The 24,134-nt window shown below is 66.4% G+C and carries 22 protein-coding genes; 12 read left to right on the top strand and 10 right to left on the bottom strand.

Annotation, left to right across the window (positions count from 1 at the left end; genetic code table 11):
* Positions 1-55: 55 nt before the first annotated feature.
* Entirely contained in the window at positions 56-2,764 is a 2,709-nt protein-coding gene (gene leuS / locus AB6724_RS19295) for a leucine--tRNA ligase (RefSeq protein WP_369340160.1), read from the bottom strand.
* 361 nt (positions 2,765-3,125) lie between these two features.
* Between leuS and AB6724_RS19300 the strand changes: the two genes are divergently transcribed.
* The 3 genes from AB6724_RS19300 to AB6724_RS19310 all read left to right on the top strand — a co-directional run bounded on the left by AB6724_RS19300 (position 3,126) and on the right by AB6724_RS19310 (position 5,514).
* On the top strand, positions 3,126-4,403 hold the full coding sequence (locus tag AB6724_RS19300; RefSeq protein ID WP_369340161.1) for a mechanosensitive ion channel family protein: 1,278 nt from the start codon (positions 3,126-3,128) through the stop codon (positions 4,401-4,403).
* A 58-nt stretch (positions 4,404-4,461) separates the two neighbouring features.
* Positions 4,462-5,043, top strand: coding sequence for a DJ-1/PfpI family protein (locus AB6724_RS19305; RefSeq protein ID WP_369340162.1), 582 nt, complete (start codon positions 4,462-4,464; stop codon positions 5,041-5,043).
* A 126-nt stretch (positions 5,044-5,169) separates the two neighbouring features.
* The gene (locus tag AB6724_RS19310) at positions 5,170-5,514 is read left to right on the top strand and encodes a ribbon-helix-helix domain-containing protein (RefSeq protein WP_369340163.1); all 345 of its coding nucleotides are present in this window, start codon (positions 5,170-5,172) and stop codon (positions 5,512-5,514) included.
* A 207-nt stretch (positions 5,515-5,721) separates the two neighbouring features.
* Here the strand turns inward: AB6724_RS19310 and trxA are convergent, their stop codons facing one another.
* Entirely contained in the window at positions 5,722-6,672 is a 951-nt protein-coding gene (gene trxA, locus AB6724_RS19315) for a thioredoxin (protein WP_369340164.1), read from the bottom strand.
* A 314-nt stretch (positions 6,673-6,986) separates the two neighbouring features.
* Between trxA and AB6724_RS19320 the strand changes: the two genes are divergently transcribed.
* The 5 genes from AB6724_RS19320 (at position 6,987) to AB6724_RS19340 (ending at position 12,116) form a co-directional block, all read left to right on the top strand.
* Complete coding sequence (locus tag AB6724_RS19320; protein ID WP_369340165.1) at positions 6,987-7,952, top strand: ABC transporter ATP-binding protein; 966 nt, start codon at positions 6,987-6,989, stop codon at positions 7,950-7,952.
* Positions 7,949-9,334, top strand: a complete 1,386-nt coding sequence (locus tag AB6724_RS19325) for a hypothetical protein (RefSeq protein ID WP_369340166.1) — start codon at positions 7,949-7,951, stop codon at positions 9,332-9,334. The genes AB6724_RS19320 and AB6724_RS19325 overlap by 4 nt, the downstream gene beginning before the upstream one ends.
* Positions 9,335-9,441: 107 nt before the next feature.
* Positions 9,442-9,936 (top strand): 5-(carboxyamino)imidazole ribonucleotide mutase, encoded by a 495-nt coding sequence (gene purE, locus AB6724_RS19330; protein ID WP_369340167.1) that lies wholly within the window; start codon positions 9,442-9,444, stop codon positions 9,934-9,936.
* Positions 9,933-11,108, top strand: coding sequence for a 5-(carboxyamino)imidazole ribonucleotide synthase (locus AB6724_RS19335; RefSeq protein WP_369340168.1), 1,176 nt, complete (start codon positions 9,933-9,935; stop codon positions 11,106-11,108). Before purE ends, AB6724_RS19335 begins: the two co-directional genes overlap by 4 nt.
* 9 nt (positions 11,109-11,117) lie before the next feature.
* On the top strand, positions 11,118-12,116 hold the full coding sequence (locus AB6724_RS19340) for an L-threonylcarbamoyladenylate synthase (protein ID WP_369340169.1): 999 nt from the start codon (positions 11,118-11,120) through the stop codon (positions 12,114-12,116).
* A 62-nt stretch (positions 12,117-12,178) separates the two neighbouring features.
* Here AB6724_RS19340 and AB6724_RS19345 read toward each other — a convergent pair whose 3' ends face one another.
* The 3 genes from AB6724_RS19345 to dacB form a co-directional block, all read right to left on the bottom strand.
* Positions 12,179-12,850 carry an OmpW/AlkL family protein gene (locus AB6724_RS19345; RefSeq protein WP_369340170.1) on the bottom strand — a complete coding sequence of 224 codons (672 nt, stop codon included), beginning with the start codon at positions 12,848-12,850 and terminating at the stop codon, positions 12,179-12,181.
* Positions 12,851-12,886: 36 nt separating this feature from the next.
* Positions 12,887-14,080: an SGNH/GDSL hydrolase family protein gene (locus tag AB6724_RS19350; protein ID WP_369340171.1), complete on the bottom strand. Its 1,194-nt coding sequence runs from the start codon at positions 14,078-14,080 to the stop codon at positions 12,887-12,889.
* A 234-nt stretch (positions 14,081-14,314) separates the two neighbouring features.
* Positions 14,315-15,775, bottom strand: coding sequence for a D-alanyl-D-alanine carboxypeptidase/D-alanyl-D-alanine endopeptidase (dacB, locus tag AB6724_RS19355; protein ID WP_369340172.1), 1,461 nt, complete (start codon positions 15,773-15,775; stop codon positions 14,315-14,317).
* Between the two features lie 161 nt (positions 15,776-15,936).
* On the opposite strand from dacB, the gene tsaB reads away from it, so the two are divergent.
* From tsaB to corA, 4 genes are all read left to right on the top strand, one after another.
* Entirely contained in the window at positions 15,937-16,638 is a 702-nt protein-coding gene (gene tsaB, locus AB6724_RS19360; RefSeq protein WP_369340173.1) for a tRNA (adenosine(37)-N6)-threonylcarbamoyltransferase complex dimerization subunit type 1 TsaB, read from the top strand.
* Positions 16,635-17,132, top strand: coding sequence for a ribosomal protein S18-alanine N-acetyltransferase (rimI, locus tag AB6724_RS19365; protein ID WP_369340174.1), 498 nt, complete (start codon positions 16,635-16,637; stop codon positions 17,130-17,132). Before tsaB ends, rimI begins: the two co-directional genes overlap by 4 nt.
* On the top strand, positions 17,129-18,031 hold the full coding sequence (locus AB6724_RS19370; protein WP_369340175.1) for a uracil-DNA glycosylase family protein: 903 nt from the start codon (positions 17,129-17,131) through the stop codon (positions 18,029-18,031). Before rimI ends, AB6724_RS19370 begins: the two co-directional genes overlap by 4 nt.
* 211 nt (positions 18,032-18,242) lie before the next feature.
* A complete protein-coding gene (gene corA, locus AB6724_RS19375) occupies positions 18,243-19,229 on the top strand; it encodes a magnesium/cobalt transporter CorA (protein WP_369340176.1) in 987 nt (328 codons plus the stop codon).
* Positions 19,230-19,446: 217 nt separating this feature from the next.
* On the opposite strand, the gene AB6724_RS19380 is transcribed toward corA, so the two are convergent.
* The 5 genes from AB6724_RS19380 to AB6724_RS19400 all read right to left on the bottom strand — a co-directional run bounded on the left by AB6724_RS19380 (position 19,447) and on the right by AB6724_RS19400 (position 24,133).
* The gene (locus tag AB6724_RS19380) at positions 19,447-20,718 is read right to left on the bottom strand and encodes an MFS transporter (protein WP_369340177.1); all 1,272 of its coding nucleotides are present in this window, start codon (positions 20,716-20,718) and stop codon (positions 19,447-19,449) included.
* A 70-nt stretch (positions 20,719-20,788) separates the two neighbouring features.
* The gene (locus tag AB6724_RS19385) at positions 20,789-21,853 is read right to left on the bottom strand and encodes a porin (RefSeq protein WP_369340178.1); all 1,065 of its coding nucleotides are present in this window, start codon (positions 21,851-21,853) and stop codon (positions 20,789-20,791) included.
* A gap of 51 nt (positions 21,854-21,904) precedes the next feature.
* Positions 21,905-22,864, bottom strand: a complete 960-nt coding sequence (locus tag AB6724_RS19390) for a PDR/VanB family oxidoreductase (RefSeq protein ID WP_369340179.1) — start codon at positions 22,862-22,864, stop codon at positions 21,905-21,907.
* Positions 22,861-23,886 (bottom strand): Rieske 2Fe-2S domain-containing protein, encoded by a 1,026-nt coding sequence (locus AB6724_RS19395; RefSeq protein ID WP_369340180.1) that lies wholly within the window; start codon positions 23,884-23,886, stop codon positions 22,861-22,863. The genes AB6724_RS19390 and AB6724_RS19395 overlap by 4 nt, the downstream gene beginning before the upstream one ends.
* Positions 23,887-23,911: 25 nt before the next feature.
* Positions 23,912-24,133, bottom strand: a complete 222-nt coding sequence (locus tag AB6724_RS19400) for a recombinase-like helix-turn-helix domain-containing protein (RefSeq protein ID WP_369340181.1) — start codon at positions 24,131-24,133, stop codon at positions 23,912-23,914.
* Position 24,134: the final 1 nt, after the last annotated feature.

The raw sequence follows: 24,134 nt of genomic DNA on the forward strand, positions 1-24,134 counted from the left end.
AATCCCGCATTCAATAGGCCCGGGCCGGCGTGCATGCCGGCCCGGGCGTTGCTCATCAGACCACCACGTTCACCAGACGGCCAGGCACCACAATGATCTTCTTGGGTGTCTTGCCTTCGGCAAACTTCTGGAACTCTTCGTTGGCCAGGGCCGCGGCCTCGATCGCCGCCTTGTCGGCCGTGGCGGACACCAGGATCGCGCCGCGCAGCTTGCCGTTGACCTGCAGCACCAGCGAGATTTCGTCCTGCACCAGCGCCTTGGGATCGACCTGGGGCCAGGCCGCATCGAGCAGATCGCCCATCAAGCCGGCATAGCCCAGATCGCTCCACAGCACATGGGCCAGGTGGGGCGTGGCCGGATACAGCACGCGCAGCAGAATGCCGAAGCCTTCGATCAGCGCCACCTTGGCACCGGCGTCATCCAGGGCCTTGAAGTCTTCCAGCGCGTTGATCATCTTCATCGCGCCCGAGACCACGGTGTTGTACTGCATGCGCGAGTAGTCGTAATCCACCTGCTTGAGCACGGTGTGTAGCTCCAGGCGCAGGGCCTTGGCGGCCTTGCCGAACTCCACATCGTCCAGCGACTTGGCGCCGGCCACACCGGTCACGGCGGAGACCATGTCCATCTGCGACAGCTTGAGGCCGAAGTTGTAGACGCGACGCAGGAAGCGGTAGCTGCCCTCGACGGCCGCGTCGTTCCACTCCAGCGTCAGCTCGGGCGGTGCGGTGAACATGGTGTACAGGCGCGCCGTGTCGGCGCCGTACTTCTCGATCAGATCCTGCGGGTCCACGCCATTGTTCTTGGACTTGGACATGGTGCCCACGCCCTCATAGTCGATGGCCGTGCCCACAGGCAGCAGGCCGTCGGCGCTGTCCACTTCCACCTTGAGCTTGGCGGCTATGATCTTGCCGTCATCGCCCATCACATGCTCCACATCCTTGGGCCAGAAGTATTCCTTGGCGCCCTTGGCCGTACGGCGGCTGTAGATGTGGTTGAGCACCATGCCCTGGGTCAGCAGCTTGGTGAAGGGCTCGTCGATCTTGAGCAGACCCAGATCGCGCATGACCTTGGTCCAGAAGCGCGCGTACAGCAGGTGCAGGATGGCGTGTTCCACACCGCCGATGTACTGGTCCATGGGCATCCAGTAATCGGCGCCGCCGGCCACCATCTGCTCGCCGTTCTTGGCGTCGCAATAGCGCATGAAATACCAGGACGAATCCACGAAGGTGTCCATGGTGTCGGTCTCGCGGCGCGCGCTCTTGCCGCAGCAGGGGCAGACCACGCCGGCGTGGAAGGCTTCGCTCTTGACCAGCGGGTTGCCCGAGCCATCGGGCACCAGATCCTGGGGCAGGACCACGGGCAGATCCTTCTCGGGCACGGGCTGCGGACCGCAGTCTTCGCAGTGGATGATGGGAATCGGCGTGCCCCAGTAGCGCTGGCGGCTGATGCCCCAGTCGCGCAGGCGCCAGGTGGTCTTGAGCTCGCCCAGGCCCTTGCCGGCCAGCAGCTGGGCCACGGCGGCCACGGCCTCCTTGTGGTCCAGGCCGTCGAACTCGCCGGAATTGATCAGTACGCCGCGCTCCTTGTCGCCGTACCAGTCTTGCCACTGCTTGTCGTCGTAGCCGCCCTGGCCTTCGACGGCCACGACCTGCTTGATGGGCAGGCCGTACTTGTTGGCAAACGCGAAGTCGCGCTCGTCGTGGGCGGGCACGCCCATCACGGCGCCGTCGCCATAGCTCATCAGCACATAGTTGCCGATCCAGACCTCGACCTGGACCCCGGTGACGGGGTGGGTGACGAACAGGCCCGTGGGCTTGCCTTCCTTTTCCTTGAGCGCGAGTTCGGCCTCGGTCGTGCCGCCCTTTTTGCACTCCTCGATGAAAGCCGCCAGCTCGGGCCTGGAAGCCGCGGCGTGCAGCGCCAGCGGGTGCTCGGGAGCGACCGCGCAGAAGGTCACGCCCATGATGGTGTCGGCACGCGTGGTGAAGACATACATCTTGCCGTCGCCGATCAGCTTGCCGTCAGCGCCCTGGATGTCGTGGGTGAACGCAAAGCGCACGCCGGCGCTCTTGCCGATCCAGTTCTCCTGCATCAGGCGCACCTTGTCGGGCCAGCCGTTGAGCGTGGCCTTGTCGTTGCCCATCTGCACATGGTCGAGCAGCTCCTGCGCATAGCCGGTGATGGCCAGGTAGTAGCCGGGGATCTCGCGCTTTTCCACCAGCGCGCCGGTACGCCAGCCGCGGCCGTCGATGACCTGCTCGTTGGCCAGCACGGTCTGGTCCACCGGGTCCCAGTTCACGACCTGGGTCTTGCGGTAGGCGATGCCCTTCTCCAGCATCTTGAGGAACAGCCACTGGTTCCACTTGTAGTAGTCGGGGTCGCAGGTCGCGACCTCGCGGCTCCAGTCGATGGCCAGCCCCATGGCCTGCATCTGCTTCTTCATGTAAGCGATGTTTTCGTAGGTCCACTTGGCCGGCGGCACCTTGTTCTTGAGCGCGGCGTTCTCGGCCGGCAGGCCGAAAGCGTCCCAGCCCATGGGCATCAGCACGTTATAGCCCTTCATGCGCAGCTGGCGCGTGAGCATGTCGTTGATGGTGTAGTTGCGCACATGGCCCATGTGCAGCTTGCCGCTGGGGTAGGGCAGCATGGAGCAGGCATAGAACTTGGGCTTGGACTGGTCCTCGGTGACGCGGTAGGCGTCCTTGGCTTGCCAATGGTCTTGCGCAGCGCGCTCGACCTCGATGTGGTTGAATTTTTCTTGCATGGTGCAGTGCAGTGGCCGCCCGCCCCCTTGGGACACGGCAAGGTGGTAATCTGAAATCAGCAGGGATTTTAGGCCCCCCGCCCGCTTGCGCCGTTTTCGGCCCGCATGACCGCAAAACGCGCTGCGCCTTCCCGCCGCTTCCCACGCGCCATGCTGGGAAATCCCGGCCTGCGTAAGCTCGGTGCTGAACTTTGGCACGGGCCGCCGGTCCTACTCTTGCTCGCGGCCCTGCCCGCCTCTCGCCATCGCCCGCCATCTGCCGGATCGGCCGGGCTTGCGCACCCCACCCATACCGAACCCGTTTACTGAGGAGCTGTGATTGCTTTCCCGCTGGTCTTTTGTTTCTGAATGGGACCCCGCCATGCAAACGCTGGCCGCCCTGTGTGCCCTGGCCTGCGCGGCCCTGCTCTGCGGCTGGCTGGCCCGCTGGCTGGTGCTGAAGCTGTTTCGCCATATGCGCGAGACGCTCAGGACCGGCTGGGCCCAGGTCCTGATGCACGACCAGGTGCTGCGCCGCCTGGCCAAGGCCGTGCCCTCGCTGATCGTGCAGTTCGGCATTCTTGGCGTGCCGCATCTGCAGCCGCGCTGGAGCACGCTGATCACCAATGCGGCGATAGCCTTCACGGTCTACCACCTCGCGCATGCGCTGTGCGACCTGCTCAACGCCATGAACGAGGCCCACGACCGCGACGAAGAGCGCAAGGCCGCCGTGCAGACCCACTCCATCAAAAGCTATGTGCAGTTGGGCAAGCTGCTGGTCAGCAGCTTTGCGGCCGTGCTCATCGTGGCCACGCTGCTCGATAGATCGCCGCTCTTGCTGCTCTCGGGCCTGGGCGCCATGTCGGCCGTGCTGATGCTGGTGTTCAAGGACACCATTCTGTCCTTTGTGGCCGGGGTGCAGCTGGGCAGCAACGACATGCTGCGCGTGGGCGACTGGATAGAGATGCCCCAGGTCGGCGCCGACGGCTTTGTGGTGGACATTGCGCTGAACACCGTCAAGGTGCAGAACTTCGACAAGACCATCACCACCATCCCCACCTGGAAGCTGATGAGCGAAAGCTTCAAGAACTGGCGCGGCATGTTCGAGGCCGGTGGCCGCCGCATACGCCGCTCCCTGCCCATAGACGCGCACAGCATCCATCTGCTGACCCCGCAGGAACGCTCGTGCCTGTCGGGGATTGCCCTGCTCAGGGACTACTGGAGCGAAATACGGGGCCTGCGCGCCGTGGACGATGCCCAGCCCGGCACCATCACCGCGCACAGCGGCCATCTGATCGCGCCCGATCAGGTCAGCAATCTGGCCGCCTTCAAGGCCTATGCCTATGCCTATCTGCTGGCCCACCCGCGCATCCACCAGGGGCCGGGCATGTTTCTGCTGGCGCGCACGCTGGAGCCCTCGCCCCAGGGCGTGCCGCTTGAGCTGTACTGCTACACCAACACCACCATATGGGTGGAGTACGAGGCCATCCAGGGCGAGATCTTCGACCATCTGATCGCCATGCTGCCGCAGTTCGGCCTCAAGCTCTACCAGCGCTCCTCCGACTACGGCATGCATTACCCCGTGCCCGGCACCGGTGCCGCCAGCGACAGGCCTCAGGACGCCGCCCCCCCGGCACGCAACCATGTAGTAGCCGGCTAACACCTGCTGCGCGGCCTGCCTGCCCACAATGGTCCGCACCATTCACAAGGAGACAAGCATGGCAGGCAAGAAGATTCTGATGATTTGCGGCGACTACTGCGAGGACTATGAAACCATGGTCCCGTTTCAGACCCTGCAGGCCGTGGGCCATACCGTGCATGCGGTCTGCCCCGACAAAAAGGCCGGCGACCAGATCAAGACCGCCATCCACGACTTCGAAGGCGCCCAGACCTATAGCGAAAAGCCCGGCCACAACTTCACGCTCAACGCCACGTTTGCCGAAGTCAGGCCCGAGCAGTACGACGCCCTGGTCATCCCCGGCGGCCGCGGCCCCGAATATCTGCGCGGCTATGAAAGCGTGCGCGCCTCGGTGCGCCACTTCTTCGACACCAACAAGCCCGTGGCCGCGGTCTGCCACGGCGCCCAGCTGCTAGCCGGCGCCGGCGTACTCAAGGGCCGCACCTGTTCGGCCTACCCGGCCTGCCGCGCCGAGGTCGAACTGGCCGGCGGAACCTATGCCGACATTCCCGTGGACCAGGCCCATACCCAGGGCAATCTGGTCAGCGCCCCGGCCTGGCCCGCACACCCGGCCTGGATAGCCCAATTCCTGACACTGCTGGGCACCAGGATCAATCATTGAAACCGTATCAAGCGCTTATTCATCAAGCGCTTGCAGCTATCAATTCAAGAGTCATCCGCTAAACCGGCTTGACTCCAGACACACCGGGCCACACCATGGCCCGGTTTTGTTTTGGAGAGTAGCGCCATGTGCCAGGTCTTTATCAGCGCCGACCCGCAACTCTGGGCCCACCGCTCCCGCTCCATCCGCCTGCATGGAGTGGCCACCAGCATCCGGCTCGAAAACCTGTTCTGGCAGGTGCTCGCGGAGATCGCCACGCGCGACGGCTTCACCGTGCCCCAGCTATGCACCCGCCTGTATGACGAGCTGGTGGCCGAGCGCGGAGCTGTGGACAACTTCAGCTCTTTTTTGCGCGTGTGCTGCACCCGCTATCTGGCGCTGCAGCTGTCTGGCGAGATTCCGCAGGATATGCGGGTTCCGATCCGCTCCCTCAGCCCGCAAGCCGGAGTCAGGGCTGCGCTGCGGCACTGAGCGCCCCGTGCGCCCCGCACCAAGCTGCAGGCGCAGGCATTGCCGCAGCGCCAGATAAACAAAAAGGCCCTCGAAGGCCATTGCAAAATCTGACTCATAAAACTGGCGCGCCCCAAGCCGGGGACAGCGAGCAAGCGCCGCCGCGCAGCGAAGCTGTGGCCCCCCTCCCGTAGAGAGAGGGGGAAGCGGCAAAGCCGGGGGTGGCTTCTAGTTCAACGCCATGCTCAGCTTGCGCCGGTAGCTGTTGACCATGGCCGTGGCTTCGTCCTGCTCGGCGCCGTTCTTGCCCAGCAGCTCGATGCCACCCGCGCTCTTGCCGGGCACGGCGTCCTGCTTCTTGGGCTTGGGCGGGGTCAGCAGCTCCAGCACGCCGACGATGAGCTTGCGTGCGGCCTGTTCGTTCCAGACCTTGTCGCGCATGATGATTTCCAGCAGCTCGTCCATGGCCAGGGTCCACTGGCTGTGGGCCAGCAGCGCGCGCGCACGGCCGAAGCGGGCGTCGAAGTCGCGCCGGTTGGCGGCGATCAGCGCATCGTACTTGGCCACGTCGGCGTTGTCGCCCGTGGTTGCGAATTCCAGCGCCTTGAGCCATTGGTTGAGCGCCTCGAAGCGCTGCGGCTGGGGAATGCGCTTGAGGGGCTCGGCCAGCAGCGCCTGTGCCTCCTCGAAACCGCCGGTCGCGATCAGCAGGCGCACATAGTCGAAGCGCGCATCGTCGTTGTTGGGGTCGGCGGCCAGCGCGTCGGCCAGCTTCTGCAGCGCGGCCTGGGTGTCGCCGGACTCGAGCAGCGCATGGGCCTCGTCGGCGCCGGCCTCGGCGGCCAGCTCGTTTTCGGACGGCAGATGCTTGTCGAGGAACTCGCGCAGCTTGCCCTCGGGCTGGGCGCCCATGAAACCGTCCACGGGGCGGCCGCCCATCATCAGCACGCAGGTGGGAATGGAGCGGATGCCGAACATGCTGGCCAGCTGCTGCTCCTGGTCGGAGTCGATCTTGACCAGCTTGAAGCGGCCTTCGTAGGCGAGTTCCAGCTTTTCCAGCACCGGACCCAGCGTCTTGCAGGGGCCGCACCAGGGCGCCCAGAAGTCCACCAGCACCGGCACCTGCATGGAGGCGGCTACGACTTCGGCTTCAAAATTCTCGATGGTGACGTCAATCATGTGATTCCCAATGCTTTTGCGCAGCCCGCCCGGGCTGCGGCGCTGAATATTCCCCGACCTGGCCGCCCCACAGGGCGGCAGCCGCCGACGCTGCGATTCTCCACGCAAAAGCGCTTCGGCAACGCATAGGCCGGCGCGGGCCGGGTGTTTGCTCTGCAAATGGGAGCATATGGCGCATGTTTCAAGCCCGGAAATTCCTGTTCCAGGCTGAAATCGAGAGCCATCGGGCGCCGGCAGCTCTTTTTTCGGGAGCTTGAAGCCACAGCGCGGCGAGCCCGCTCCGCTATATTGCTCGCCAAGCAAGGAGCAAAGACTTGATTGAAGTTTCACAGCTGGTGTTCGAGTACCCGGGCCACCGCGCTCTCGATGACGTGAGCCTCTGCATAGGCGCCGGCAGCGTGACGGCCCTGGTCGGACCCAACGGCGCGGGCAAGTCCACGCTGATGCGCTGCATCGCCGGGCTGGAGCAGCCGCTGTCCGGCCATATCCGCGTCAAGGGCCTGTCGGTGCAAGCCCAGCCGCGCGAGGTGCACCGCCACCTCGGCTATCTGTCCGATTTCTACGGCCTCTATGACCGGCTGACGGTAGCCCGCTGCCTGCAGTACTCGGCCCTGTCCATGGGCGTGGCCGGCGCCCAGCTGGCGGCTCGCGTGCAGCAGGTGGCCGCACAGCTGGGCCTGTCGGAGCTGCTGCAGCGCTATCCGACCGAGCTCTCGCGCGGCCAGCGCCAGCGCGTGGCGATCGCCCAGGCCATAGTCCACCAGCCCAGCGTGCTGCTGCTCGACGAGCCCGCCAGCGGCCTGGACCCCGAGGCGCGCAGCAGCCTCTCGCAGCTGTTTCGCCAGCTCCAGGCCCAGGGCATGACCCTGGTGGTCTCCAGCCATATCCTCAGCGAGCTCGACGAGTACTGCACCCATATCCTCAGCATTCGCCAGGGCCGCATCGAAAGCCATGAGGCCTTGCAGGCCGCCCCGGCACAGGCCTTGCAGGCCGACGCGCAGTTCATGCTGTATGCACTGGAGCTCGCCGCACCGCCGGGCCAGGACTTCGAGGCCCGGCTGCGCCAGGCCCTGCAGGGCGTGACGGTGCAGGACTTTGACGCCACGGGCAACCGCCCCGTCCAGCTATGGCTGCCCGCAGCGGCCGCGGACCGCGCCGCCTGGCTTGCCAGACTCGTACATGCCGGTATTCCCGTGGCCGCGCTGGCCCCTGCACGCGAGCGCCTGCAGGACCGCTATGCCCGCCAGACCCGGGATACCCGCCACCAGGAGCAGCCATGAACACGCGTAACCCCGAATTCCAGCGCCAGCTCTGGCTGAACTGGCGCCCCGCACTGCTGGCCTGGAGCCTGGGCCTGAGCCTGCTGGTGCTGGCACTGCCGCTCGCACTCGCGCCGGCCCAGGAACTGCCGGCGGCACTGAGCATGACGGCCGTCACCGGGCTGTGGGCGGCGGCCGCCGTCTACGGCAGCGTGCTCGCCGGCCGCAGCCTGGCCGAAGAAGCCAGCCAGAACACCTGGGACTGGCAGCGCCTGTCCGCGCTCACGCCCTGGCAGATGGCCTGGGGCAAGCTGCTGGGCGCGGCCCTGCCGGCCTGGCTGTATGCGCTGTGGTTTGCGCTGGCCATGGCGGGCGTGGCCAGCGCCCGCATTCTCGATCGGCTGCCCGTGCTGCACAGCGTGGGCCTGGCCCTACTCTGGGGCCTGGGCCTGCAGGCCTGGGCCATGAACTCCGTGCTCCTGAGCTGGGGCCAGCGGGACAGGCCTGTCAACCGCCGGCGTACGGCCCTGCTGCCGTTGCTGCTGCTGTTTTTCATACCCGGCCCGTTCATAGGGCGGGTGTATGACGGCATCTTTGAAAACAGCAGCCAGCCCATGCTGTGGTGGGGTGTCGATGTCGGCGCGCTGGGACTGGCCTATCTGACGGGAGCGCTGGTGCTGGGCCTGGGCCTGCTGTCGCTGTGGCGCCAGCTGTGCTCCAGGCTCGACGTGCGCACCCTGCCCTGGGCCTGGCCCCTGGGTCTGGCCGCGACGGGCTTTTTCTCCGCCGGCACGGTCGACCTCGGGGCCGGAGCTTTTCTCGGCAGCACGGCCTGGATCGCCCTGCTGGCCACGGCCTATGTGGCCTTGCAGCACATGGACCAGCAGCTGCGCGCCTGGCGCCAGGTGCAATGGTCGGCCAGCCGCCGGCGCTGGCGCGAAGCCCTGGAGGCGCTGCCGCTGTGGCCCGTGAGCCTGCTGCTGGGCTTTGCGACATCGGTACTGGCGCTGTTCGTCCCCGGCCCCCAGGGGCTGGAGATCAGCGGCCTGCTCTCCATCCATCTATGCCTGCAGCTGCTGCGCGACTGCCTGCTGCTCACCGGCTTTGCGCTGCTGGCCGGCAGGCTGAAGTCGCCCATGGGCTCGTTTGTGATCGCCTGGCTCATCCTCAACATCGCCGCGCCGCTGCTGGCCTACGGCCTGGCCGGCCAGGCCGGGGCCATGCTGGTGCAGCCGGTGCTGGCCATGCGGTTTGCCGGCCGGGAAGCGGCCGGGCAGGCGGGCGCCTGGGCGGCCATGCCCTGGGTCTCGCTGGGCCTGCAAATCCTGGCAATCCTGGGCTGGGTGGTCCATGTCTTCAAGGAGCGCGTGCTGGGCTTTGCGCGCGACCAGGCGCCGGCCTAGCCAGGCCGCCCCGGGGGCGGCTATGACCCGGAGCTGCCCATACATATGGCAAAACCGTAAAATCGGGGGTTCCACTAGGCCGGGCGGCAGCCGCCCTCACGAACGACATGAACCCCATCCAAGTTGGCGTGGTCATGGGTTCCAGCAGCGACTGGGACACCATGCAACACGCAGTTGCCATCCTCCAGCAATTCGGTATCGCCTTCGAGGCCCAGGTCGTTTCGGCCCACCGCATGCCCGACGACATGTTCCGTTTTGCCGAGGCTGCTGCCGACCGCGGCCTCAAGGCCATCATCGCCGGTGCCGGCGGTGCGGCCCACCTGCCCGGCATGATCGCGGCCAAGACCACGGTGCCCGTGCTGGGCGTGCCCGTGGCCAGCCGCCATTTGCAGGGCGTGGATTCGCTGCACTCCATCGTGCAGATGCCCAAGGGCGTGCCCGTGGCCACCTTTGCCATCGGCAATGCGGGCGCGGCCAACGCGGCCCTGTTTGCCGTGGCCCTGCTGGCCAACGAGGATGCCGCACTGCGCGCCAAGCTCGAAGCCTTCCGCGCCGAGCAGACCGAAGCCGCCCGCAACATGAAGCTGCCGGTGCACGCATGAGCAACGCCAACGACAACGCCGTGATCCTGCCCGGCGCCACGCTGGGCGTGCTGGGCGGCGGCCAGCTGGGCCGCATGTTTGCGCATGCCGCCCAGTCCATGGGCTATTTCACCGCCGTGCTGGACCAGGACCCCACCAGCCCCGCAGGCCTGGTCAGCCACCACCATGTGCGCACCGGCTACGAAGACCCGCAAGGCCTGACCGAACTGGCCAGGCTCTGCGCGGCCGTGACCACCGAGTTCGAGAACGTGCCCGCAGGTTCGCTGAACCGGCTGGCCGAAAGCCTGCCCGTCTCGCCCGCCGGCTCCGCCGTCGCGATCGCCCAGGACCGCGCCGCCGAGAAGGCCCACTTCGTGAAGTGCGGCGTGCCCTGCGCGCCCTATGCCGTGATAGCAACGCCCGAACAGCTGGCCGCCATCAACGAGGCGCTGCTGCCCGGCATTCTGAAGACCGCGCGCATGGGCTATGACGGCAAGGGCCAGATCCGCGTCAAGACCCGCGCCGAGCTGGTCGCGGCCTGGGACGAGCTGAAGAACGTGGCCTGCGTGCTCGAGAAGATGCTGCCGCTGGCGCACGAGTGCTCGGTCATCGTGGCGCGCGGCCGCAACGGCGACATCGTCAACCTGCCCGTGCAGCGCAATCTGCACCGCGACGGCATTCTGGCCGTGACCGAGGTTTACGAAGGAAATCTGCCTGCAACCCAGGTGGAACAAGCGATAGCAGCTGCAAAATCCGTAGCTATCGGCCTCGACTATGTGGGCGTGCTCTGCGTGGAATTCTTCGTGCTCGAGAACGGCCAGCTGGTGGTCAACGAGATCGCGCCGCGCCCGCACAACAGCGGCCATTACAGCCAGAACGCGATGGATGTGTCGCAGTTCGAGCTGCAGGTGCGCTGCATGACCAATCTGCCCCTGGTGCAGCCGCGCCAGCACAGCGCCACCGTCATGCTCAATCTGCTCGGCGATCTGTGGTTCAAGGACGGCGACCAGGCCCGCACCCCGGCCTGGGATAGAGTCCTGGCCCTGCCCGGCTGCCATCTGCATCTGTACGGCAAGGTCGATGCCAAGCGCGCCCGCAAGATGGGGCACCTGAACATCACCGCCGCCACGCCCGCAGCCGTGCGCGCCACCGCGCTCCAGGCCGCCGAAATCCTCGGCATCGCTCCGTTTTAAGGAACTCACGTGATTCTGGATGGAAATCTGGACGCCTCGGTGCAGGCTGCCGCGCAGGCCCTGCAGCGCGGCGAACTGCTGGGCCTGCCCACCGAGACCGTCTACGGCCTGGCCGCGGACAGCGACAACGACGCTGCCGTGGCGCAGATCTTCACGGCCAAGGGGCGCCCGGCCAACCATCCGCTGATCGTGCATGTGGCAGATAGCACGGCCATCACCCGCTACGCCAAGGAGGTGCCGCTGTTTGCCCAGCAGCTGATCGACGCCTTCTGGCCCGGCCCGCTGACCCTGATCCTGCCGCGCCTGCCCCATGCGGCCAAGGCCTCGACCGGAGGCCAGGACAGTGTGGGCCTGCGCTGCCCGTCCCACCCCGTGGCCCATGCGGTGCTGCAGGCCTGCCAGCAGCTCACGCCGCCGGTCTGGGGCGTGTCGGCGCCCAGTGCCAACAAGTTCGGCCGCGTCAGCCCCACCACGGCCCAGCATGTAGCGACGGAATTCGGCGACCGGCTGCTGGTGCTGGACGGCGGCGCCTGCGCGGTGGGCATTGAATCGACCATCGTCGACTGCACGCGCGGCCAGCCCGTGCTGCTGCGCCCCGGCGCCATCACGCGCGACGATATAGAACGCGCCTGCGGCCTACGCCCGCTCTCCAAGGAAGAGCTGCCCGCGCATACTCCTCGCGCCTCCGGCACGCTTTTGGCCCACTATGCGCCGAACGCCAAGGTGAGGCTCATGGACGCCAGACAGCTGCAGTCGGCACTCGATCTGCTGAGCGCCGACGGCAAGAACATTGCCATCTATTGCCGCAGCCCCTTGAAGTGCTCATCGCCGGCCATCGTGCTGCGCGCCATGCCCGAGCAGGCTTTGGCCGCGGCCCGTGAACTGTTCGGCACGCTGCGCGATTTCGACGAACTCGGAGCCCAGCTGATCTGGATCGAAACCCCGCCCGACACGTCCGACTGGGAAGGCGTGCGAGACCGGCTGCAGCGCGCGGCAGCCGCGGGCTGAGCGACGCTCACCCCCATGAAAAACGGCCGGAAATTCCGGCCGTTTGCTTGGGATGGCAGGGCTTAGAAGCGGTAGCCGATGCCGATGGCGAACACATCGGGATTGAGCTTGACGCTGATGCTCTGGCCCGAAGACAGGTGGATATTCGTCTTCAGGAAGCTCTTGTAATAAGCCGCATCCACAAACCAGCGCTCGTTGAAGTTGTAGACGAAGCCGATCTGCGGCGTGATGCCGAATTTCCGGTCCAGCTTGGCCGTCGTGGGATTGGCCAGAGTACCGCCCGTCAGACCGTTGAGCGTGGCCGTGGTCTTCTCGCCATAGAAATAGGCATAGGTCACGCCCAGGCCCACATAGGGACGGAAAGCCGCATTGGCCTCGTTGAAGCGGTACTGCGCGAACAGCGTCATGGGGATGACCTTGGTGCTGCCCAGCTTGCCCACACCCGCAATCGCGCCGGCGCCGGTGAGGTCATGCTTGAACGGCAGGCCCACGGGCAGGTCCAGCGCGACATTGTCGGTCAGCATATAGGTGATGCCGCCCGTCAGCTGGGAATTGCTCTTGGCGTCCACGCGGGTGTTGGGAAACGAGGGCGCGGACAGGGTCCCGCTGTCCACGTCCGGCGACAGATAGGTGGCGCCGACACGCGCCGACCAGGTGCCCGCCGATTGGGCGCCGGCCAGGCCGCAGCCCGCCAGCGCAGCAGCGGCCACAGCCATCCGCACAAAATTCTTCATGGTTAGGTCTCCTTGTTATCGTGGTGCGGATCGGATTTACAGCCAGCCCTTTTGGGCCAGCGAACGCGAGACCAGTTGGCTCATCTGCTGATAGCCGTAGGGCGTCGGATGGAAGCTGTTGGCGAACACATAGCTCTTCCACCAGTCGGGACTGGTTTCGCCTGCGGGAATATTGGCGGAGAGCTTGTCTGCCGAGCACTGCGACAGATCATCCGTGCCAATCTTCGAGCAGGCAGGCACCGTCGCATTGGTGAACTTGTACTGGGCCGGATTGGCAATCTGCGTCTTGAACTCGGTGTAGAAATCGACCAGTGCAATCCGGCTTTCGCTGCCCACCGCTGCCTGCAGTGCGCCATTGAAGGCCTGCACCCAGCCATCGAGCAAAGCTGCAGCCTGGGCGGAGGCCGCTGCGCCATTGGCTTGAGCGATCTGCGCCAGCACTGCCGTGAATCTGGGCGTCAGGCCGATCGCCGGCACGTTCAGCAGCGCGACACGCGTCGCGCCCTTGGCCAGCAGCTCGGTCTGGATGCTGCCGGCCAGGTTCTTGGCCAGGGTCTGCATGTACAAACCACCCGCCTGAACCAGGCCAGGCTGTCCTTGGGCCAGCAGATTGCCCAGGGTGGCCGGATCGATCTTGGAGCCCAGGAATGCCTGCAGGAATTGCAGCGCGGCCTGTGCGTTCTGCTGGTCCTGAAGCGCACCTGTTGCGGCAGCCTTAGCCGCCAGGTTCTGGTATGTCAGGACGGCAGTGATCAGCTCGGCCGCATCGTTGGAGCCGCCGTCGATCAGGATCAGGTCGTTGGAGGAAACCCCTGCGGCGCCCGCATCCTTGATCTGCTGCAGCACGGAAATGGCGCTGTTGACCACCGCACCGGTGTTCGGATCCACATAGTTGATCTGCGCGCCGCCGATCGCGTAATTCGTGCAGCCGGCATTGCCCGTGACAAAAGTCGTTTCGCTGGTCGGTGCGTAGTGCGGGCACAACGAGGTGTTGTAGAGACCCGCAATGCGCTCGGGCCAGACCTGATAGGGTTTGCCGGTCGTGGGGTCGTTGCCCTGCACCGTGAACTTGTAGCCAAAGGTGCCGCTGTCCGACAGGCTGTCGCCCATGACCTTGACCGAAGTCACCTGGGCCCTGGGCGTGGTGTCCGCACCGCCGCCGCCACCGCAGGCGACCAGCAGGCCGGCGGTCGCGAGGGCAGCGGCCAGGAGTTTGAGTTTGTTTGCCAAGATGATGTCCTCCATGGTGTTATGAATAGCACGGGCGTGCTTTTTTTCAGAACACCATGCTATCGATACTCAACTTGGCGCCATACCGGGCAACTACGGATGGAAAAAATGGAATACCCGCTGAGGCGCTTTGCACCTCCCCCTGAAGGGGACGACGGCCTCGCTGCGAGGCGGCGGGGCCGCCTAGGCCTTGCTCGCTGTCTCCGACCAGGGCAGGCCGGTGGCTGTTGCGCGCTACTGCGCGCCCACCCAGTCGACGAGCGCTTCCCAGGCCTGGCGCGCGGCGCCGGCATTGCCGTGGTTGGCCATGGCCACCAGCACATAGCGGCGGCCGCTGGCGCCGTCCACATAGCCGGCCAGCGCCGAGGCATCGCGCAGCGTGCCGGTCTTGAGATGGGCCGCGCCCGCATACCGGCTCTGGCTGCGACGCAGCGTGCCGTCCACGCCGACTATGGGCATGGAGGCCACGAATTCGGGCATCACGGGCGAGTTCCAGGCGTTCTGCAGCATCCGGCCCAGGCCGTTGGCCGTGATATAGGCATTGCGGCTCAGGCCCGCACCGTTGTCCACGGCGGGCTGGTCGCCGCCCAGCCGGGCCTGCCACCACTGCGCGAGCACCTGGCGCGAGCTCTCGAAGCTGGCCACGCCCGTGCGCTGCATACCCAGCGTCAGAAACACATGCTGGGCCATGATGTTGTTGCTGTATTTGTTCACGTCGCGCACCACCTCGGCCAGCGACGGTGACTCGATCTGCAGTGCGGGCTGCAGGCCCGCAGGCAGTTGGCCGTCGTGCACGCTGCCGGTGAGCTTGCCGCCAAGCTCGCGCCACATGCCCTCGATGGCGCGGGCCGCAAACAGCTCGGGTTGCGCGGGCGCCACGGACCAACTCTTGTCGCCGCACTGGGCCGCGTACTGGCCCTGGAAAGCGATGCGCTGCGGGTCGCTCATGTCCAGCTGCAGCTTGCTGCGCCAATCGCCACACTCGGAATTCATAGCAGCCAGCGGCACCGTGGCCTGGTTGTTCATGCCAGACATGGGCGGATCGTATTGAATACGGGCGACACCAGCTCCTGTATCGGGAGCAAACCCCAGAACCACGGCCTTGTAGTTGATCAGCAGCGCGTCGGGGGCGGCGTTATAGGGACGCCAGGGCTCGTTGTCGAAACCGGCCGCATCATGCGCGGGCAGCTGGAAGGCCGAGCGGTCCAGCACGATGTCGCCGACGATGACCTTGACCCCCATGCCCTGCAGGCGGCGCAGCATCAGCCACAGGCGCTCCAGCACCAGCTTGGGGTCGCCCTGGCCCTGGATGTAGAGATTGCCGCGCAGCGCACCGTCGACCACAGGTCCGCCGAAGTACACGGGCGTGCGCCAGACATAGGCCGGGCCCAGCTGGTCCAGGGCCGCATAGGTGGTGACCAGCTTCATGACCGAGGCCGGATTCATGGGCGCCTGGGTGCGCCAGGCCAGGCGCGGCGCGGACTTGCCGTCCACATCCATGACCAGCAAGGAGACGGCCTCGCGCGGAATCTTGGCGCGCTGCAGCGCCAGCTCCACGGCGGCGGGAATGCGCGTCTCGGCGGGCGGGGTCTGTGCGAATGAGGCGGGTATCGGCAGGCAGGCGCCCAGCAGCGCCAGCAGGGGTGCGCTCAGCGCGGTCAGGGTCTTGCGGAGTAAGGACTTGTTCAGCGGCATGGGCCGCAAGTCTACGCCGGGCGTCGCCACGCCGGGCATTGCCGGCGCCCGAGGCAAGGTGGCGGCCGCCATCCGATAATGTGGGGTTGCACCGGCTGCCTTTTGCAGCCCTGGCAGCCCAGATAGCGCTCCGGCCCGCAGCGGCCGACGCACCGCCGACCATGAATCTTCTCGCCATCGACACCAGTACCGATACCCTGTTTGTTGCCGTCCAGCATGGCTCCGCCGTCTGGCAGCACAGCGGGCCGGGCGCGCAGCAGTCGTCGGCCCAGCTGTTGCCGGCCATACGCCAGCTCATGCGGGAGGCGGGGCTGGACTTCAAGCAGCTGGACGCCATCGTCTTCGGCCGCGGCCCCGGCTCCTTCACGGGCCTGCGCACGGCCTGCGCCATCACCCAGGGACTGGCCTTTGCCGCCAAGGTGCCGGTGCTGCCCGTGGACACGCTGCTGGCCGTGGCCGAGGAGGCCCGCGAGCGGCACGGCTGCACCGAGCTGGTGGCCGTGCTGGACGCGCGCATGCACGAGGTCTACCACGCGCAGTTCCGCTTCGAGCACGGCGAGTGGATCGAGCCCGAGGACTTCGGCCTGTGCGCGCCCGAGGCGCTGCAGGTTGCGTCCAACCTGGCCGTGGCCGGCAACGCCCAGGGCGTCTACCCCGAACTGCTGGCGCCCGGCGCCCGCCATCTGCAGTCCATGCCCACGGCCACGGCCATGCTGCGCCTGGCTCCGGCGCTGTTGGCAAAAGGCTGCGCCGTGCCGGCCGAGCAGGCCCTGCCGCGCTATATCCGCGATAAAGTGGCGCAAACCACCGCGGAGCGCGAGGCCGCCAAGGCCGCCGCGCAAGCCGCCAACGCCGCACCATGAACTCCATCCACAGCACCGCCCAGCCCGCCGGCGACGACGCAGCATCCCTGGTCCATTTCGAGCCCCTGTCGGCGCTATGGCTGGACACTCTGCTGCCGATCGAGGAGCAGGCCTATACCCACCCCTGGACGCGCGGCAATTTTCAGGATGCCATGGTGGCCGGCTATGAGATGCAGCTGCTGGTCGATGCCAAGCACCAGCTGCTCGGCTACTTTGTGGCCATGTCCGTGCTGGACGAGGTGCATCTGCTCAATATCACCGTCAACCCCGCGCACCAGCGCCAGGGCTGGGCACGCGTGATGCTCGATGCGCTGGCCCTGTGGGCCAGGCAAAAGAATGCGCAGTGGATCTGGCTGGAAGTGCGCCAGAGCAACAGCCGCGCGCGCGAAGTCTATGCCAGACACGGCTTTGCCGAGGTCGGCCTGCGCAAGAATTACTACCCCAACCCCGAGGGCCCGCGCGAGAACGCCGTGCTCATGAGTCGGAAACTATGAGCCTGAACCTGGATGCCCGCCAGCGGGCCATGCTGGAAGCCATGGGCATCACCGTCTGGCTGCCCGAGCCGGCCGAGGCCCTGCCCGCCGTGATCGCCCATGCCGAAGCAGCGACCCCGCACCCGTTCGAGACAGCGCCGATCATGCGTGCCCCGGCGCCGGCCCCGGTTCCCGCGCCACCAGCGGCGCCGGTCGCGGCAGCGCAGCCCGTGCCCGTCACGGCACAGCCGCCGGCCATGGAAGCGGCTCCGCCTGTGACGCCGGCAACAGCGCCGGCACCGCTGCTGTCCAGCCATGGCCGCGCGCCCCATCGCTTTGTGCAGCAGCCCGCGGCCGGCCCGGCGGGCGAACCCGGCCTGGGCTGGAGCGTTGCTCCCGCGCAGCTGGTCTATCCCCATGGGCCGCAGCATGTACAGGCCGCCACGCAGGGCGGCTGGCTGATTCTGCTCGAGCCCACGCTCAACCCGGCCCTGCTCGGCCCCGCGCACAAGCCCGCGGCCGACAGCGCGCAGACCGCGTTGCAGGGCGATGCGGCCAAGCTGCTCGACAATATGCTGCGCGCCCTGGACCTGCAGCAGCGGCCGCGCGTCTTCAGCGCCGCGCTGCACCGCGCGCCGCCCGAGGCGGATCTCGGCCATGCCCAGCCGCTGCAGCCGGCGCTGGAAGCCCTGCTGCGCGAGCTGCGCCCCGACTGCGTGCTGGTGCTGGGCCTGGCCTGTGCCCGTGCGGTGCTGGGCCGCCACGACGCTCTGGGCCGTTTGCGCGCCGAGCCGCATCGCATTGGAGGCGTGCCCACCGTGGTCAGCTACGACCCCAACTACCTGCTGCGGGCACCGCAGGCCAAGGCCGGCGCCTGGGCCGATCTGGTGCAGGCCCAGCGGTTTACAAAGTCGGCGTGACAGGGCCGCGACAAGCCCTGTTTACCCACTCTCCCATCTATGTTGCCAAGCACATGCTGCGGCGCAACGTAGCATAATCGGCGGCTTCGAATTACTGAAAGACATCCGTGGAAAGCTACCCCAGTTGGTAGCTTTCAGCTCCCGGTTCGGACTGCGGGGTTGAAAGCGCCCCCATCCAAGTCAAATCCCAAGAACAACCGGAAGTGAGCTGATGCTCAACATCTTTACGCTGGCCAATGGCCGCCTCGTGCAGGAAGAAATCGAGTCTCTTGCCGACCTCGAACGCTTTCGCCCCATCTGGGTCGATCTGGAGTCGCCCACCCTCGAGGAAAAGCGCTGGATCAAGCAGCACTATGAACTGTCCATCCCCGAAGACGCGATGGACGACGATATCGAGGAATCCGCCCGCTTCTACGAGGAAGACAACGGCGAGCTGCATATCCGCAGCGACTTCCTGATCGACGATGACGAGGATCCGCGCTCGGTGCGCGTGGCCTTCATCCTCAACGAACACAACCAGAACCTGCGCAGCTGCGGCGTGCTGTTCTCCATCCACGACGAGGACGTGCCCGTGTTCCGCCTGCTGCGCATGCGCGCACGCCGCGCCCCGGGCCTGATCGACGAGGCCAAGGATGTGCTGCTCAAGCTCTTCGACGCCGACGCCGAATACTCGGCCGACACGCTGGAGCGCATTTACGACGACCTCGAAAAAGCCAGCCAGATGGTGCTCTCGGGCGACGTGACCGACGACGTGGCCAAGGAAGTGCTGGGCGCCATCGCGCGCCAGGAAGACTTGAACGGCCGCATCCGCCGCAATGTGATGGACACGCGCCGCGCCGTGAGCTTCATGATGCGCTCCAAGATGCTCAATGCCGAGCAGTTCGAGGAGTCGCGCCAGATTCTGCGCGACATCGAGTCGCTGGACAGCCACACCGCGTTTCTGTTCGACAAGATCAACTTCCTGATGGACGCCACCGTGGGCTTCATCAACATCAACCAGAACAAGATCATCAAGATCTTTTCCGTGGCCAGCGTGGCCCTGCTGCCGCCCACGCTGATCGCCAGCGTCTACGGCATGAACTTCAAGTTCATGCCCGAGCTGGAATGGGAGTTCGGCTACGGCTATGTGGTCGCCCTGATGATTGCCAGTGCGCTGGGCCCCATGCTGTACTTCCGCAAGCGCGGCTGGTTGAAATAGACCCCCTGTGGCGCTACGCGCCTTCCCCCCAAGGGGGACGACACCTTTGCTGCGGGGCGGCCCTTGCTCGGTGTCTGCTCAGATGCGCCGCGCCAGGTTCAAGGCGTTTTCCATCAAAAAAGGAGCTGTTTACACCTGACTGACGGTCATCTCAGACTCCAAAGATTCCGAAACCCATAAAAAAGGAGCGCCAAGCGCTCCTTTTTTCATGTCCGCATCACAATGACTGCGGTTCAGCATTGCGCTCGCGCACCCAGAGCACGATGCCGCAGAGCATCACCACCAGCTGTGTGCCTATCAACGCCGCAAAGCCCGCGAAGAAACCCGCGCTCACGCCGCCGTGGGCCGACAGCGCGCCTATCACCGCGCCCATGATGGCCGGCATAAAGCCCGCCACCAGGCTGCCCGCGCCGTTGACCACGCCATAGGCGCTGGCCACATGCTCGGGCCTGGCGCAGTGCTGCACGGTGCTGGGTATGGCCGGGCTCATCAGGCCCCAGCAGAAGTTGGCCGCGATCAGGCAGTAGGCCGCCGCATAACGGTCTTCCATATGGATGGCCAGCCACACGGCTGCGGCCACGCCGATGCTGCCGAAGACGAAGATCAGCGGCACCTGGCGACGCGCGATGCGGTCGATGAGCATGCCGCCCACGAACACCGCGACCACGCTCGCGTACTGCGGCAGCGAGGCCAGCCAGCCCATCTCGTGCATGGAGAAGCCGCGCGACTCCTTGAGGTAGGCGGGCAGCCAGTTGCTGCTGCCCCAGAGATAGGACAGAAAGGCCGCCGTGAGTATGGTGATCAGCCACAGATAGCGGGTGTGCATGGCGCCGCGCACGATCTGGCCGACCTGGCCCACGGCCTCGCCCAGCGAGCGGGGCTTGGACATGCCGGTTTCCACCTTGGGCATGCGCACAAAGGCCCAGACCAGCGGCACGCCGAGCAGCACATTGATCAGGCCCAGCACATGGAAGGAGGTATCCCAGTTGTGGCCCACGACCAGATAGCCGACGAAGGGATAGCCCACGGCCAGACCCAGGCCCGTGCCCATATTGACCAGCGAATTCGGTTTGCCGTTCTCGCGGCTCTCGAAATGCGCCTTGATATAGCTGCCGGCCAGAGAGAACAGCGGCCCCTCGGACACACCCAGCAGAATGCGCGAGGCCAGCAGCATCCCGTAGCTGCTCATGGTCGGCGACAGGAAGGTGACCGCACCCCACAGCAGCAAGCCACCGAAAAGGCTGCGGCGCACGCCGAACAGCGCCGCGCAGAACGGCGTGAACACAAAGGAGGAAACCCCGTAGCCCACCATGAAGGCCGTGGCCAGCAGGCCCTGGCGCGTGCGGTCGTCGGGCGTGAGGCCGATGTGCGACAGGAAGTCGCGGTCGGTGATCAGGACCGAGATATTGATCCGGTCCACGTAGGAGATGGCAACGATCACGAACAGCGTGACCACGCCCCACCAGCGCAACGAGCGTGAGTCTTTCATGATGTGAGTCCGGCTAGCGTTGAAAAATTGGAAGAACCGGGACCGGCCTCGGCCGGCCCGCGGAGCAGGATCAGAAGAAGTGGCGGATGCCGAATTCCAGGCCGTCGGAGTTGCCGCCCGGCGTGGTGCCAGGAGCGCTGAGGCCCTGCACGCCGATGGACTTCGCCGCCGAGCCCTTGTTCTTCAGGAAGGCATAAGTGCCGTAGACCTGGGTGCGCTTGGAGAAGTTGTAGCCATAGCCCACGCTGATCTTGTCCCAGTCCGCATTGCTGTTGGACAGCTTGTAGTGGCCGTAGGAGGCGCGGAGCTCGCCCATGCCCAGGGGCGCGGTCACGCCCAACTGCAGGGCCGTGATCTTGGTCGGACCGCGCTTTTCCGTGGCCCACAGCAGCATGGGCTTGGCTACGCCGAAGTCATAGGACAGGCCCAGGTTGTTGGCGGTCAGATTGGTGTCGCTGACATTGCCGTAGAGCCGGCCCGTGGCCAGCGCGCCGTTGAATGCGCCCTGGCGGTAGCCCAGGCGCAGGCCGCGGTAGTCGCCCTCGCGCTTGTTGGGCGCGCTGCTGGGCTGCTCGCCGAATGCCACCTGTGCCTGGCCGTAGAAGCCGCCCAGGTTCTGGGGCAAGAAGTAGCTCAGCGCATTGCTGATCTGGATGGGTGCACCGCCCGTCGAGGGCACGCCCGGAACGCCCAGCATGGTGAAGGCGCCCGTGCCGCCCACGCCATTGGTCAGGAAGGGATCGAAGATCAGCGTGTTCAGAAACGTGGCCGAGTCGTCGCGACCCAGGCGCACCTCGCCCCAGCTGTCCATCAGGCTCACGGTGGAGCGGCGGTTGAAGCTCAGGCTGCCGCCCGCGGCCTTGCCGGCGCCGCTGTCCACGTCCAGGCCGGCCTCGAGCCAGAAGCCCGCCTTCAGGCCGCCGCCCAGGTCCTCGGTGCCGCGAAAGCCCAGGCGGCTGATGTTGGCGCCGCCCGTGGACAGGCCGGTCTTGGAAGCGCCCGAGCCGCCCAGATGGGCCACGCCGACGTCGACGACGCCGAACAGCTCGACCGTGGACTGCGCAAAGGCCGCGCCGGGCAAAGCCGCCAGGCAAGCTAGCGCCACGCCGAGGGCCGGCGTATGGATGGATTTCATGGTTTTGTCTCCTCTGAGGGTGGTGGTGTTTTGCAGGTCTGCTGTGCCTGATCAGACGTCCAGAACCAGGCGTTCGCTCTTGCAGCCGGAGACGCAGACCATCATCACCTTGTTGCTGGCGCGCTCCTTGGGGCTGAGTACCGAGTCACGGTGGTCGGGCACGCCTTCCAGCACGCGGGTCTCGCAGGAGCCGCAGACGCCTTCGCAGCAGCTGTGGTCGATATCGACGCCGGCCTCGAGCAAGGTGTCCAGCAGCGACTTGTCGGGCGTGATCTCGATGAAGCGGCCGCTGCGCTTGAGTTCCACCGTGTAGTTGGCTCGCGCATCGGACGCTGCCTTGACCTCCACGGGCGTGAAGCGCTCGATATGGGCATTGACGTGGCCCAGCTCGGCGCAGAACTTCTCGAAGGCGTCGAGCATGGGCGTCGGGCCGCAGGAGTAGTGGTGCAGGCCCGCATCGGGGGCACGCTGCGCGAGCAGCGCGCGCAGATCGGGCGGGCCGCCCGCCTCGGCGTCGAAGTGCAGATGCAGCGGCATGCCCAGGGCCTGGAGCTCGGCCAGGAAGGCCGCGCTCTTGCGCTCGCGCGCAAAGTACAGCATCTCGAACGAATGCCCTACGGCCTTGAGCCGGCGCGCCATGCACAGCATGGGCGTGATGCCTATGCCGCCGGCCACCAGCACCGAGTGCGTCGCCGTCTCGTCGAGCGCGAAATGGTTGCGCGGCTCGGAGATGGTGATGGGCATGCCCACGCGCAGCGATTCGTGCACGCAGCGCGAGCCGCCGCGGCTGGCGCGGTCGCGCAGCACGCCGACCACGTAGCGGTGGCGCTCGCTGCTGTCGTTGGACAGGGAGTAGCTGCGCACCAGCCCGTTGGGCAGGTGCAGATCGATGTGCGAGCCGGCCGTGAAAGCCGGAAACTCGCCGCCGTCCAGCGGACGCAGCTCCACGCTGATGGTGTCCTGGGCCTCGAAGCGCAGCGTGTGCACAAAGGCCTGCAAGGTGTTGCTCATGATGCGCTGCCTTCGTCGATCTGTTCCTGGGCCAGGCGACGCAGGTGACGGCGCAGGCGCACCAGGCCGATGTCGTGCTGGTAGAGGTTCTCGCGCTCGTTGGCGTCGAGCTCCATCTGCTCCATCATGATGCGGTCCTGCTCCAGCACGGCCCAGTGGCGCGCCTCGAGGCGGTTGCGGTACAGGAAGCGCCAGGTGTCGCGCATCCAGCCGTCCACCTTGCGGCAGCGCCAGAAGAACACCGAGCACAGCTCGGCGCTGATGGGCGTGACGCAGGCCACGATGGCGAAGTTGCCGCCGGGGCCACCGGTCTTGGGATAGGGAATCTCCAGGCGCATCCAGTGCACGCCCGTGTCGCCGAACTCGGTCCAGTCGAAGTTCACGCCGCGCTGGCCGACCTTCTCGAACACAAAGCCGTCATCGGTGTCGCGCACCTGGAAAGTGGCCTTGCTGTCGCCTTCGGCCATGGAGTGCGACTGCTTGTGCAGAAAGGTGCCGTGCATGGGGTCCATGACGTTGTCCAGCGCGTAGCGGTAGTCGCTGCGCCACTCGGCATAGCACAGGAAGTTCGAGTACGCGGGCGAGGTCAGTTCCTCGGGCAGCGTGAACTCGGGCGCCTGGTCCACATGCTTGTCGCTGTTGTAGAGGAAGATGGCGCCATGGGCCTCGCGCACATGGAAGGCCAGCGCCGCGCGCGAGCCTTCGAGCTTGCAGCCGGGGCTGCCGGGCACCTTGGTCACGGTGCCGTCGCAGCGCACTTCCACGCCGTGGTAGGGGCAGGCCAGGCGGTCGCCGAGGATCACGCCCTGGGACAGCGGCGCACCGCGGTGCGGGCAGTGGTCTTCCAGCGCATGGACCTGGCCCGCGGCGTCGCGCCACAGCGCGATCTTGCGGCCGAAGCGGCGCAGCGAGATGGGCTGGGTCTTCACGAAGTCGGAGGGGCAGACCGCGTACCAGAGGTTCTTCAGGCCTTGGTTGAGCAGACGGTCCACCGGGTCGATGGTGATGGTTTGTACGTTCATGGGGCGCTCCTGTCTTGCTCGTGCTTCACTGGCCCAGGCGCGCCATCAGCGCCTGGAAGCTCTGTTCGGTCCAGGCCTCGCCGTTCTCGCCGGCGGGGCCGCTGCGGTTGATATAGGCCACCAGCTCGGGCAGCGTCTGCACGCCCTCGCCGAAGGCGCGTTCGATGGCATCACCCAGCAGGTCTTCGAACAGCGTGCCGGCGCGCTGGCGCGCCTGGTGGGGTTCGAGGTATCGATCAACAGCCATG

It is taken from the genome of Comamonas guangdongensis, from assembly GCF_041079535.1.
GTDB lineage: Bacteria > Pseudomonadota > Gammaproteobacteria > Burkholderiales > Burkholderiaceae_C > Comamonas > Comamonas guangdongensis.

Excerpts from the sequence above, each read along its gene's own strand:
- leuS (WP_369340160.1), bottom strand. The coding sequence starts at position 2,764 with ATGCAAGAAAAATTCAACCACATCGAGGTCGAGCGCGCTGCGCAAGAC.
- AB6724_RS19300 (WP_369340161.1), top strand. The coding sequence starts at position 3,126 with ATGCAAACGCTGGCCGCCCTGTGTGCCCTGGCCTGCGCGGCCCTGCTC.
- AB6724_RS19305 (WP_369340162.1), top strand. The coding sequence starts at position 4,462 with ATGGCAGGCAAGAAGATTCTGATGATTTGCGGCGACTACTGCGAGGAC.
- AB6724_RS19310 (WP_369340163.1), top strand. The coding sequence starts at position 5,170 with ATGTGCCAGGTCTTTATCAGCGCCGACCCGCAACTCTGGGCCCACCGC.
- trxA (WP_369340164.1), bottom strand. The coding sequence starts at position 6,672 with ATGATTGACGTCACCATCGAGAATTTTGAAGCCGAAGTCGTAGCCGCC.
- AB6724_RS19325 (WP_369340166.1), top strand. The coding sequence starts at position 7,949 with ATGAACACGCGTAACCCCGAATTCCAGCGCCAGCTCTGGCTGAACTGG.
- purE (WP_369340167.1), top strand. The coding sequence starts at position 9,442 with ATGAACCCCATCCAAGTTGGCGTGGTCATGGGTTCCAGCAGCGACTGG.
- AB6724_RS19335 (WP_369340168.1), top strand. The coding sequence starts at position 9,933 with ATGAGCAACGCCAACGACAACGCCGTGATCCTGCCCGGCGCCACGCTG.
- AB6724_RS19345 (WP_369340170.1), bottom strand. The coding sequence starts at position 12,850 with ATGAAGAATTTTGTGCGGATGGCTGTGGCCGCTGCTGCGCTGGCGGGC.
- dacB (WP_369340172.1), bottom strand. The coding sequence starts at position 15,775 with ATGCCGCTGAACAAGTCCTTACTCCGCAAGACCCTGACCGCGCTGAGC.
- tsaB (WP_369340173.1), top strand. The coding sequence starts at position 15,937 with ATGAATCTTCTCGCCATCGACACCAGTACCGATACCCTGTTTGTTGCC.
- rimI (WP_369340174.1), top strand. The coding sequence starts at position 16,635 with ATGAACTCCATCCACAGCACCGCCCAGCCCGCCGGCGACGACGCAGCA.
- AB6724_RS19370 (WP_369340175.1), top strand. The coding sequence starts at position 17,129 with ATGAGCCTGAACCTGGATGCCCGCCAGCGGGCCATGCTGGAAGCCATG.
- corA (WP_369340176.1), top strand. The coding sequence starts at position 18,243 with ATGCTCAACATCTTTACGCTGGCCAATGGCCGCCTCGTGCAGGAAGAA.
- AB6724_RS19380 (WP_369340177.1), bottom strand. The coding sequence starts at position 20,718 with ATGAAAGACTCACGCTCGTTGCGCTGGTGGGGCGTGGTCACGCTGTTC.
- AB6724_RS19385 (WP_369340178.1), bottom strand. The coding sequence starts at position 21,853 with ATGAAATCCATCCATACGCCGGCCCTCGGCGTGGCGCTAGCTTGCCTG.
- AB6724_RS19390 (WP_369340179.1), bottom strand. The coding sequence starts at position 22,864 with ATGAGCAACACCTTGCAGGCCTTTGTGCACACGCTGCGCTTCGAGGCC.
- AB6724_RS19395 (WP_369340180.1), bottom strand. The coding sequence starts at position 23,886 with ATGAACGTACAAACCATCACCATCGACCCGGTGGACCGTCTGCTCAAC.
- AB6724_RS19400 (WP_369340181.1), bottom strand. The coding sequence starts at position 24,133 with ATGGCTGTTGATCGATACCTCGAACCCCACCAGGCGCGCCAGCGCGCC.